Origin of the sequence: Enterococcus crotali, assembly GCF_000633635.1 — a bacterium.
Taxonomy (GTDB): Bacteria; Bacillota; Bacilli; order Lactobacillales; family Enterococcaceae; genus Enterococcus_L; species Enterococcus_L crotali.
Genome location: NZ_AYPQ01000002.1, coordinates 602,648 through 615,318, shown reverse-complemented (window position 1 = coordinate 615,318; position 12,671 = coordinate 602,648). Strand labels below are relative to the sequence as shown.

The 12,671-nt window shown below is 37.7% G+C and carries 10 protein-coding genes; all 10 read left to right on the top strand.

Translation table 11 applies throughout. The features are described 5' to 3' along the window. Positions 1–433 precede the first annotated feature (433 nt). Positions 434–4,846 carry a phage tail family protein gene (locus V192_RS0107675; RefSeq protein ID WP_025870522.1) on the top strand — a complete coding sequence of 1,471 codons (4,413 nt, stop codon included), beginning with the start codon at positions 434–436 and terminating at the stop codon, positions 4,844–4,846. A 108-nt stretch (positions 4,847–4,954) separates the two neighbouring features. Then, positions 4,955–5,092, top strand: coding sequence for a hypothetical protein (locus V192_RS22070; RefSeq protein ID WP_239644602.1), 138 nt, complete (start codon positions 4,955–4,957; stop codon positions 5,090–5,092). Continuing rightward, on the top strand, positions 5,089–5,442 hold the full coding sequence (locus V192_RS19645; RefSeq protein ID WP_239644601.1) for a hypothetical protein: 354 nt from the start codon (positions 5,089–5,091) through the stop codon (positions 5,440–5,442). The genes V192_RS22070 and V192_RS19645 overlap by 4 nt, the downstream gene beginning before the upstream one ends. A gap of 46 nt (positions 5,443–5,488) precedes the next feature. Continuing rightward, positions 5,489–5,626 carry a hypothetical protein gene (locus V192_RS21520; protein WP_158001095.1) on the top strand — a complete coding sequence of 46 codons (138 nt, stop codon included), beginning with the start codon at positions 5,489–5,491 and terminating at the stop codon, positions 5,624–5,626. 79 nt (positions 5,627–5,705) lie between these two features. Further along, a complete protein-coding gene (locus V192_RS0107660; protein WP_025870519.1) occupies positions 5,706–6,788 on the top strand; it encodes a hypothetical protein in 1,083 nt (360 codons plus the stop codon). 16 nt (positions 6,789–6,804) lie between these two features. Next, a complete protein-coding gene (locus V192_RS0107655; protein WP_025870518.1) occupies positions 6,805–7,722 on the top strand; it encodes a hypothetical protein in 918 nt (305 codons plus the stop codon). A 30-nt stretch (positions 7,723–7,752) separates the two neighbouring features. Next, on the top strand, positions 7,753–8,673 hold the full coding sequence (locus tag V192_RS0107650) for a hypothetical protein (protein WP_025870517.1): 921 nt from the start codon (positions 7,753–7,755) through the stop codon (positions 8,671–8,673). Between the two features lie 47 nt (positions 8,674–8,720). After that, positions 8,721–9,302 (top strand): hypothetical protein, encoded by a 582-nt coding sequence (locus V192_RS0107645; RefSeq protein WP_025870516.1) that lies wholly within the window; start codon positions 8,721–8,723, stop codon positions 9,300–9,302. Positions 9,303–9,304: 2 nt separating this feature from the next. Continuing rightward, entirely contained in the window at positions 9,305–10,087 is a 783-nt protein-coding gene (locus tag V192_RS0107640; RefSeq protein ID WP_025870515.1) for a hypothetical protein, read from the top strand. Between the two features lie 4 nt (positions 10,088–10,091). Further along, positions 10,092–12,671, top strand: a complete 2,580-nt coding sequence (locus V192_RS0107635; protein WP_025870514.1) for a phage tail tip lysozyme — start codon at positions 10,092–10,094, stop codon at positions 12,669–12,671.

Below are 12,671 nucleotides of genomic sequence, written 5' to 3'. Positions count from 1 at the left end.
CAGTAAATAAATAACAAAAACTAATGATGAATCTAGTCATGTTCGGATAAGCGTACACATAATCTATAAAGAAGTATATTTTGAACAATTTCCGAACTTTCAGATCTGAATTCTGCTATAGAATAGTATTATCAGTAAATAGTTATAATATCTGTTGATAGTAAAAGATCTATCAGCATTTTTTATTGGTTTAAAAGACGTGTTATTTTTGTCTTTAATAATGTGACTTCTCTATTTTTCCATTGTGAGTAAAGACGTAGATATATCCAGTCTTTAGTCTTAGTTTAGAGAAAATATTCTGTGAAAGAAGTGATAAGTGAATACTAGAAAGATAAAAAATATAATAGTTAGAAAAAGCATGAGCTTGTTGCTATGCTTTTTGTTTAGCATCAGAAAAAGATCCATATAACAAAATAAGAAAGGAGGCGGCAGAGTGGCAATAGAAAAAATATCAATAGATATGAAATCCAACTCTGAAGAAATCGCAAAACAGCTTTCTAAAATAGACAGTAAAATCAAACAATTAAAAATAGAGAAAAGTAAAGTCCAATCAAGTGTTAAAAAACTTGAAAAAAGCCTAAGTGAATTTAAAGGATTCCGTTTTATAGAAGATGCAGCTAAATCCATAGAATCAGGGGCAACAGCGCTCAAAGAAGTCAACGATAAAGTGCCATCAGATTTAAGCAAAATTGGGCCGAAATTAGGAAATATGGGGATCGCTATAGTAGGAATGGGGACCTTAGCGGTTATAGCTGGTGCATTAGCAAGTGGCGATGGAAAAAAAGCCCAAACGGGTTTTAAAACGATTCGAGATATTGGCAAACAATTAGAAGAAGCAGCCGAAACAATGAGCCAAATCGCCACAAAAGTGCCATCCGATTTAGGGTCAATGGGCGCTCGTTTAGGAAATATGGGCATCGCTATCGTAGGAATGGGTGCATTAGTAGCGATAGCTGGAAAGTTAGCAAGTAGCGATGCAAAAGTAGCAAAAACAGGATTTAAAACGATTCGAGATATTGGCAAACTATTAGAAGAAGCAGCCGAAACGATGAGCCAAATCGCCACAAAAGTACCATCCGATTTAGGGTCAATGGGCGCTCGCTTAGGAAATATGGGGATCGCTATCGTAGGAATGGGTGTACTGGTAGGAATCGCCGGGAAATTAGCCCAAGATAATCCCAAAGAAGCAAAAAAAGGATTCCAAATAATTCGAGAAATCGGCAAATTACTAGAAGAAGCGGCCGAAACGATGAGTCAAATTGCTGCAAAAGTGCCATCCGATTTAGGAGAAATGGGCTCTCGCTTAGGAAGCATGGGCATTGCTATCGTAGGAATGGGTGTACTGGTAGGAATCGCCGGACAATTAGCTCAAGACAATCCCAAAGAAGCGAAAAAAGGGTTCCAAATAATCCGAGAAATCGGTAAATTATTAGAAGAAGCAGCTGAAACGATGAGTCAAATCGCTGCAAAAGTGCCATCCGATTTAGGAGAAATGGGCTCTCGTTTAGGAAGCATGGGCATTGCGATAACCGGAATGGGCGTATTAGTAGGAATCGCTGGAAAATTAGCTCAAGATAATCCTAAAGAAGCGAAAAAAGGATTCCAAATAATCCGAGAAATCGGTAAATTATTAGAAGAAGCAGCTGAAACGATGAGCCAAATCGCTGCAAAAGTGCCATCCGATTTGGGAGAAATGGGCTCCCGCTTAGGAAGTATGGGCATCGCAATTGGTGGAATGGGTGTGTTAATAGCTATAGCTGGTAAATTGGCTAAAGACAATCCCAAAGAAGCGAAAAAAGGGTTCCAGATGATCCGAGAAATCGGCAAATTACTAGAAGAAGCGGCTGAAACCATGAGTCAAATTGCTGCAAAGGTTCCATCCAATTTAGGAGAAATGGGTTCGCGTTTAGGGAGTATGGGTCTTGCAATCGGTGGAATGGGTGTATTAGTAGCAATCGCTGGTAAATTAGCAAAAGACCACCCTAAAGACGCTAAAGCTGGTTTTAAAATGATCCGTGACCTTAGTGGTTTATTAGGTGAAACAGCTGAAGCAATGAATCAAATAGTGGCAAAAATACCGGGTGATTTTGGTAGTTTTGCTGGCAAATTATTAGCTATGGGTGTGGCCTTAGGTGGAATGGGACTTCTGGTAGGGATAGTCGGTAAACTAGCTGAAAAAAATCCTCTTGCAGCACTGGCAGGTCTTGCTTCAATAGGTGAGATGATCAATCTCCTGACAAAATCAGCCGAAGCAATGAAACAAATTGATGAAAAAGTTCCAGATGATATTGCCAATGTTGCAGCCAAATTAGCTAATATCGGAATAGCGATCGGAGGCATGAGCGTTCTAGTCGGAGTTGTCGGTGCCTTGGTTTCTTCGGGTATTGGCGCATTGGTCGCTGGGGCAGGTTTAGCAACAGTCTTTCTAGTAGCAGAAGAATTGATGCATGTTTCAGAAGCCCTAAATCAGTTGGATCAAAAAGTCCCAGATGATACCTCAAGCATCAAAGGAAAAATAGAATCAGTTGCGACAGCCATCGGTTATTTCACTGCAGCTAACCTAGGAAATGTTGTAGATCTATTCAAGAATGCCGTTGGCGCTTTGAATACAGCAGTTGTAGCAGAAGGTGTTATCAAGCTAGCGAAAGTAGGAACAGAATTACAAAAGTTTGAGGATATTACGATTCCTGCGAATATTGAAACGAAAATCAATGAAATTCAAAGTGTCTTTGAATACTTGAAAAAAGGAGTAGGGTTCCTTAAAGAATTCGACCAATTTTTCAATGGAGGAAAAACGGATACTAATATTGGAAAAGATGCGGCAGAAGCGGTGGGAAATTTAGTTTCTGTAGCCAAAGCAATTGAACAACTTGAAAAAACTGAGATAACAGATCCAGCAAGGTTAAAAACAAAGATCGAATCTATTCAGAAGACCTTTGAATATTTTACTCAAACAAAAGGTTGGTTTGATGATGTAAAACGAGCTTTTGATGGCGGGAATATTGATACTGAAATTACAGAAAAGGCCAAAAAATATGTAGCCAATCTAGCCAATATTGCAAATGAACTATATAAAATACAAGAAGTAGATTTGAATTTTAGTGATATTAAAACTAAACTCGATGATATTCAGGATATAATAAAAGATTTTGAACAAATAGATCTGGATATGAATCTAGATTCTACTGCGTTAAATGACACAGTAGAAAAAGCCGGGCTTATCAATCAATTAATTACTCATCTTGAAAAAGCTCTAACCTTTACTTTTGATACAGCAGCTCTGGATAATTTCAAGACGACCATGGCTAATATTTCATTAGCAATTCAAGAAATATTGACAGCAGATTTAATTCCTAAAGATGAGAAAGGTAAAGCAAGTAAAATTCCTAGTTGGGAAAAAATGGAAGTAGATGTTCAGCAAGCCATTGATAAGTTGGGGAGACTTAACGTTTTGGGAGAACAGTTGAAGACAGCACTAAGCTTTGGATTCGATACTGGAAAACTGGAGACTTTTAGAGATACAATGAATAACATTTCAACTGCATTGCGCGAAGTGTTAACAAAAGAACTTTTAGTTGACGAGAATGGCGAAGCATTAAAATTTACCGAATGGGAAAAAATGCAAAAAACAGTTACAGATGCAGTTGCCAAAATAACAGAATTGAATAATTTGGGTAAACAACTTGAAACGGCATTAGGATTTACATTCAATGAAGAAAAAATAGAGGAGTTTAAGAAAACACTCGGACATCTTAAAAGTGCAGTTCAGAGTCTTACGCAGTTTAATTTTGAATTTATTGGACCACTACAGGAAGGTACCACAAGTGGTAATTCTAAATCCAATGATAAAAACTTTACAGAAACTGCCAGAACTACAAAAGCAAAAATAGAACAAATAACAAAATTAATGACAGAAATTGATAAAATAACAAATTCTTCGATTGATCCAGAATTACTCAATCAAAAACTATTAGCTCTGACTAAGTGTTTAAATCAAATCAGACAATTTATTATTGATACTAAGGACATAGGTAATGTGGAATCCATTCAAAATAGTATAACAGCTTTTAGTAATATGGTCGAGCAACTAGCAACGCTAAAAGGAGATTTTGAAGTGGTTGGAACTAGTTACGCTAATAGTCTGTTAAATAAATTCAATGAGATTAATCCAACAGGAGCAATTATGGAAAAAGTTAACACACTTATTTCAGATCTCAAATTGAAATATGAGGAATTTACAGGAATTGGTAGAACCTACGGTGAAAACCTAAAAACAGGTTTTGCAGAGGGCGTAGCAAGTATGATTTCATCACTAACAGATGCAATTAACAAGATTACAACAGAAGAATCTAGAGCACAATTTTCTGTACCTCTTAACACACTAGGAAATACACTAGGAACATCTTTAATTGATGGTTTCAAAGAAGGAATCAGAGGAATGGCTACAGCAATTAACGAAGAGCTTAGTAATGTTAAAGCAGCAACAACTAAATCACAAGGTGGCGAAGTCGAGTTTCATGCTTCTGGTGGGTTAGCGGGTATTTTTAAGAAGAAAGGTACAGATACTGTACCAGCGATGTTAACACCTGGCGAATTCGTACAGCGCAAAGCTGCAGTTCATACATTTGGGCTTGATTTTATGAATAAAGTAAACAATCTTGATGTTCGTGGAGCATTCAGTGCATTGACAGGTAGATTTAATACTCAGTCAATGCGGATCCCCGATGTTTCGACAGTTATTAACAACATTACTCATACAACTAACAATTCAAATAAAGTAACGCAAAATGTCGTTAGCGGAAATGCTGATTATATGATGAAACGTGCGAGTCGATATTTAAGATAAGTATCTAAGGCGTAAACTGATACTAGATATTAACCATAAAATGAGTTTCTTTCTATAGTAATATATGTTAAAATACAAATAGTTATTTTTACGTTACAGGAGGAGAAAATGAAAAAAACAATAGTATTTGTATTAACATTAATAGCACTTCTAGGACTAAGCGCATGTGGTTCTACAGGGAAAAATTCAAAAAAAGAAACAGCCGTAAGCACAGAAGATTCTTCTACAAAAAAGATAAGAAAATGAAAGAAATGGAAGAGGACTTAGAGGAAAAAGGCGTAGAAATTAATATCAATAGTATAGATGACAGTTTATATTTTACTAGAGAAAAAGGAATAGACTATGATTATTTTGATATGACGTTTGATGTGTTGCATGACCCAGATGAAATTCGTAATATTATGCTCAGATTAAAGGGAAATATTAGTGGGAAAGATAAAGACACTCTATATTATGAAGTGAGTAAAGGAAGGATAGTTGAGTCATCGGTAGATAACACTAGTATAAATGACATGGCTAAAGTTCTCAAAAGTCTAGACCATTCTGACAAAGAAATCTTAGAGTTTGCACAATGGTACTATAACAAAAATCAATAGAATAATAAAAAATGCAGTAGAGATAGTTAACAATGAAGATCAAAAAATGGAAGAAGATTTAGGAGAACAAGGTGTAGAAATAACATCAAGAAACTATGTGTATTTTACTAGAGAGAAAAGCCTAGATTATTCCGATAAAGAAATCCTAGAATTCGCTCAATGGTATTACAACAACAATAAATAACAAAAAGAACAAGAACAGCCTCTCAGCTGTTCTTGTTCTTTTTTATATACCCAAACAACCCAAAAGAAAGGAGTAAACCATGACAATATTAAACAGAAAATACATCCAATTCAACGATCTCGTGATCGACAACTACGAAATGCTGCAATCCGCCGATTTAAGCGGTGGATTCAAAACGAACACAACAGAATACAGCTTCGGTCATGGAAGCTACGCGAATTTTAAAGCTAAGCAGCAGTTTTCCATGGAGCAATCCTTAAGCATGACACTAAAACTCGACACAAGAAAATTGAGTGGTGATCAAAAGAAATTTTATAAAGACTATGTTTTTATGAACATTGTCAAAGCAGGAAAGTTATGGGCGATCGAAGGCGAACAGCTTTTATGGACGAATGCTTTTATCAAAGATTTCAGTGAATCTTATTCTATGGAACGACACGTGGTCAACATCGACATCGACCTTGTGCTGTACGAAGGAATTTGGCATAAAGCAGACACGAAAAAGGTTTTCCTAAAACCTTATGTAGCTTGTAATTTTATGGAGTGTTTAGACTTTCAAGAAGTCGATGAGTGCCAAGATTGTTGTATTTCGTGCAGTCAAACCAAACATGAACCGTGTCCAAAATGTGTCTGTGAATGTGACTTTCTAACTGGTGAAAATTCACTTTGCGAATTGAAAAAGGAAGTTTCTAGTGCTTTTTATAGCCAATGTGGCGATACGTATCAGATCATTTATAACTGCGAGGCAGGGAAAAAGATTTGGTCTGAAGAAAAAATGTTAGGCCACAAAATCTGCAAGGCGAAACCCTGTAAAGATATTATTGCCGGGCAATTTTATAGTGACACGATCATGGACAGTGATAAAATCACGATCACCTTGATTGGAGCAATGAAAGATCCAGTGATCACCTTAAACGGTAATAAGATGCAGATTTTAGGGGAATATAACGGTAAGTTGACCTTGACCGCTAGCGGCGAGATTTATTATCTAGAAGATAAGTGTTGCTCAGAAAAGTCGATCAATATCAATCAACTAGTCATACCGACAGGTCATACATTCGGCTTCACTGTCCATCATGGAACGAACGGCATCATCGTAGAAACCAATAACTGTTGTGAAATGACCTGTGTGTATGTCAAAGTTGACAGATTAACGATTTAAAAAAGGAGGGAAATCAATGGCTGATTATTGTACAGCTTGCGGCGCATTAAAGGAATATGCACCGAATTTTGTGGAGAATGGGATTACTAATAAAGAGTGTAAAAGCCTCCAAAAAGATACTGGCTTAAATTCAGATTTGAAAAAGTTGCATAAAAATTGTGAAGATCTCAATGATATATTGGATTGCTTACTCAGTTCGTTACAAGACAAACTGCCGGCCTATAGTGTATGCGATTGGAAAGAGTATACAAAAGAACTGACAAACAATTTATACACGATCCAAAAAGCATTGATTTGTAGCGAATGCGGACAATGGGCAAAACTTCATGAAATTGAAGATTCAATCAATAAATTATGGACAAAAATGGCAAAAGTCGAAGCGGCCTTAGATGCATTAGCTGCTCAAAAGTGGGAAGTCGATGCTCGAACATTAGTGCAATCAGAAGTACCGGAGCTGAAAATTCATATTAATCGATCCGGCTATTTTGAATTCAATTGGACGGATTGGGACATGAACGGTTCTGTCATCACGAATCCAATGGGCAGAGGGAAATTGACAGGTAGAATCAACTTCGGAATGGCTCAGGAGAATGGGATGAATGCGAAATGGCAAGTTAGAAGTGTCACCCTAGACACTGTGTCATATACATCACTGAAAGTCAGAAGTTTGGAATTTATCATCAAGTTTTATGTGCCGACGATTACAGGCGGAACGCTGGAATACGAAAGACCCCATGATAGCATGAAGAGTTTTACTGATAAAATCAATAAAACGATTCCTATCAATTTAAAAGGAGTCTTAAGTTCTGGACAGAACAGTGGATGGCTACAGGCATTTACATTTAAAGATCAAGGAAAAGTACTAAGTAGTATTGTGAATGGACAAGTATGTTTTTCCAATAAAAATTTAACGTCAGTTCCACCGTATGTTTAAACAAGTAAGTTAGAAAAGGAGAGAAAGAGAATGGCTGAATATTGTGCAGCATGTGAGAATTTAAAAGACTATGCAGCGAATTTTATCATAAACGGTATTACAGAAAAAGAATGTAACAGTTTGAAAAAAGATACAGGGTTAAATCCTGATTTAGATGTCCTGCATACCAACTGTGAGGATTTAAATGATCTTAACGATTGTTTGATCGGCGCTTTAAAAGATACCTTAGCAGATCAGAGCGTATGCGATTGGAAAGAATTTATGGATCAATTAATGACAAACCTACAATTGATGAATAATGCGATGGTTTGTAGTGATTGTGGGCAGTGGCTTAAAATTCATGAACTGGAAGATTCAATCAATAAATTATGGAAAAAAATGGCAAAAGTCGAGGCAGCATTAGACGCTTTAGCCGCTCAAAATTGGGAGGTAAATGCGACTTACACAATTGACTATTCCACACCAGAAATGAGTGTTTCGATTGATAGAAGTACAGGGAATTTTGTTTTTAACTGGACCGATTGGTTAAATAGTTCCTACACTACAAGATTAGGTCGAGGTCGTGTAACGGGCAAAGTAAATTTTGGAATGGGGCAAGAAAGTGGGTTGTCTGCGAAATGGCAAATACGAAGTGTGACAGTGAATAACTGTACATATAAATCCGAACATGTTAGTGATGTTAATGAGTTTGTGATCAATTTATATGTTAAAAGTGATAAAGAAGCGCGCATATTTCAGGTGAAACATAACACGACAGAGGATAAAACATGGGGCATTAACCAAACAATTAACATCGGGATGAAAGGTGTTCTTGCACCAGGTAGCGACAGTGGTTGGATTCAATTTCTCGAAGTCTTTAACGATAGCGTATCAAGTTCGTTAGATGATCGTGCCAATGTAAAAATTCAGTTTGCCAATAAAAATAAAGCGCCCGTTTCTCCATATGTTTAGAGAGTTAGGGTTATGTAAAAGAAGAGTCAAAAGAGAGGATGAAAAAAATGACAGATTGCCAAGCGTGCGAAAAGTTAAAAACGGATAACCCAGAATTTGTTTTAAATGGGATCTCAGATAAAGAGTGTAAAAGCTTGAAGAAAAATACAGGGTTAAATCCTAAATTACCAGTTCTGCATAACAACTGTGAAGATTTAAACGATATGAATGATTGTTTATTGGGCTATTTAGGCGAAGAACTTCCAGCAGTCGATATGTGTGATATCAAAGAATTTATTCAAGATTTCTTAAACAATCAACGACTGATGAATAAAGCTCTGATTTGCTCAGATTGTGGTCGGTGGGACTTGATCGAAAAAATGTTAGATGCTTTGTTGAAAATCATTGAAAAATTAAAAGAAATCGGTGTTTGGGAAGGCGGACTTGAAGGTGGCTTTATTCCTGGTAAAGGGATTGCAGGTGGGAATATCAACTTGTTTGGCGGTTCTCCGGATGGGGCTCATTATATCCGAACGAATAATCAATCAACAGAAAATGATTTGGCTGGCGGAATCAATGCAGCCTTACTGAAACAGCTTAAAGCCGAATTGAAGGAAGAACTAACAGCCGAATTAAAAGAGGGTGAATAAGTATGCCAAATAAAAATTATGCGCCAATTCGTGGTAGTTGGGGACATGATCCTGGTGTTCCAGGAGATGTTTACCTCGCTGGGGCGCCAACAGCAGCACAATTTCAAGCGATGCCAGGAAATCCGCCCGGCTTTCCTAAAGCAAGTGGACATGGAGAAGGTGTTACTGCTGAAAATGTTAACGGTAGTCTCTATAGATTACGTCTTTCACTGGTTGCTTATGGAACTAGAGCAGCAACAGGACTTTATACACCTTATGTTTATGCAGGTACACTAGCTGCAGAATACGATTGGCAGCTGATTGTGGCTAAGACATCTGTACAGACAGAAGATCCAGCGAGTGCACCGTATACCCATGCGTTTACTGAGACTCTAAAGCAAAGATATTATGGATCTCAGCCTTTATATGCAATGTCTGGTTGGAACAATCCGCACGCTTCAAATAATTTTGGCGGAACATGGTACAACGATGTTACAAGAAATACGTTTGATGCGACAGGAATTACTTGGCTAAAAATAACAATATATGGGGATGATACATTTCCTCTTGAATACAGCTATATCCGATTTAAAGATATCATTGATGACTACCGACCGATGGCGATTAGAAAAAATGGCGATTGGAAGTCTCTTGACAATACGGGTGGATTTTGGCAGATTCGCAAGTCAGGTAAATGGGTCGATAGTTCAAAAACGTCATTTAGTGATGATGGTAAACCTAACAAAAGTGCCAATCAAATCCGCAAAGGTGGAACATGGAAAGCACAAAGTAAGATAGGAGGCTGAGGGGATGTCAAGTATTGAAACAGCGATCAATTGGATGGATCAGCGCAAAGGAAAAGTGACCTATAGTCAGGCTGTTAGATTAGGTCCAAATAGTTATGACTGTAGTTCAGCCGTTTACTATGCCTTGATTGCTGCAGGCATATTGTCTGCTGGTATGATGGGAAATACAGATACTCTGTTTGGGCATTTGGAAGAAGCAGGCTGGAAGCAAGTCAGTAGTCCTCAACGAGGAGATGTTTTTATCTGGGGAGTAAGAGGTGCTTCTGGTGGAGATAGTGGTCATACAGGGATATTTGTTGATAATACTAGTATTATTCATTGTAATTATGGTTCAAATGGGATTACTGTAGATAATTATGCCTCTATCCGCAGCTATAATGGTAATCCGCCAGCAACCATTTATCATAATCCCAAAGGAGCTAGTGGCGGTTCAACACCTGCACCAGAAATAACATCAGAAGAAGAGCGCAGAGCTTGGTCGATTGCCCAACTATTAAATAAGGCTGGCTACAATATGATTGCAATCGCTGGTTTATTGGGAAATATCGATGTTGAAACCGGTGGATCGATGAATCCAGATACGGATCAAACTCATGGTGGTCCAGCTTATGGGCTTGTTCAATGGGATGGTTCATCTTATCCATTAGTAGGCAGCCCAACCTCCAGTGGTCGAGAATACGTCCAACGTTTATTAGCCCATGCAAGTATTAATGGAAACTATACTAGCGTGGAAGTTCAAACTCGTTTGATCGACTGGTGTATGTTCAATGGGCAATGGATCGGCGTAGTTGAACCTAAATCTGTAGAAGGATTTAAAAATGCCACGGATGTGGAACAAGCTACAATTGCTTTTCTCAAAAATTTTGAACGAGCTGGAACGGAGCATCTACAAAGAAGACTTGATGCAGCTAAACGCTGGCACACTTTTTTGAATAAATTACCTTCTGATTTAGGAGAATTAGAGACCTTTGAAACGATGACGAATGTGGGCTCTTTGGATTTTTTAGGAATCAAAGAAGGAGAAATTCATGCTTCTGGTTGGCATTTTAGTTCAGATAAAGGAGATCAATATATCGCTTTTATCAACGCTGAAACAGACCAAGAATTAGGGCGTATCAAAGCCACACCTATTGACCGCCCAGACGTCAAAGAAGCCTATCCAAAAGTTATCGGTGTGGAAAAATCTGGTTTTGAGGTTAAGCTTAAAGTGCCAAACGGGACGGCTGTGTATATCAAAGGAATACGTACGGATGGAACAGCTAAGGATGAACTGATTTTTGATCAAATCATCATCTTTGAACAAGCGTTTGATGTTGAGATCGATCCTTATGCAAAAAGCAATACGAAATTCTTTTTTGAAATTCTAGAACACGGAAAAGTGATCAAACGGGGCACTAAAATTTTGAATACCCTTAGTTGGAGCAATGAGTTGATGTATGTGCCAACGACTCAAATCGATTTACCGATTGAATATACTGAATGGATCAATGGGCGTGAAGAGATCAAGTTGTATATCAACCAAAAGGTTTTCCATGGCATTGTCACGGGCTTTACGTTAGATAAGGAGAATGAAACGCTATCTGTCGACTTGGCTCATGTGGTTTCTGAATGGGAATATCGGCAAGTGTCTACGAACTTAGCGGCGAAGAGCCGAACAGTCAATGATATATACAGTACCTTAGATTTTCGTTATCCAGGCTGGAATGTAAATTATCGGCAGGATTCAGCGATGCGTGTGATCGATTATGTGTATAGTCGTCAAAATAAGCTAGAAGGCTTGACGAAAACCTGCGAATTGACACCAGATCTTTTTTGGCGAGTGGGTTTTCATTTTGGACGTGCCTTGGAAATTGGTTCTTTCGGAGAGAAAAAACCGTATGTATTTTCTACCAAGCCTAGTAGTAAACAAAATATTCGAATCATCGCTGAACCAACAATCAATCATAGTTTTGACCATGTCATCAATATCGCAACTGTTTATGGTGAGAAGTCAGATTCTGGAATGTCTAGCATGAGTCTTAGAGAAATCTATGAAGATAAAGCGAGTCAAGATCCAAAGTTTCCAGTAGTGATTTTGAGAAAAGGAATCAATAACGAACGTGGCTATGATTATATTCAGTTTTCAAAGCTGGCTCCAAATGGAAATATCGAATATTCCGTGATCGATACGGAAAGTGTCGCATTGGAGTCAGCTAAAGTGATCGAAGGAGCATTTTCATTCAATGATTTAGCGCCATTTAATACAAATGAAGAGGAAATTACTGATGAAGACCGGGCAAAAGCCGCTAAAACTGCTTATGATGCAGCTGTCAAAAAGTTGAAACAGTCTAGACGTACCTATCAGGTCGAATTGACAGTAGAAGAACTGCCGGAAGAAATCAATGTAGGCGATAAAGTCCGTTTGCTTTATGATAATCAATTGTTAATGGTTGAGGAATGTTCAAATTATATGAAAAAAATCCTAAAAATGGATGACTGGTTTTATATTACTAGTATGAACTACTCCATCGATCAAAGCGGTGTAGAAACGAATAATATTGTCTTAGAGAAATTTTTAAAAGTAGACAGGGAGAGTGGTCAGTAG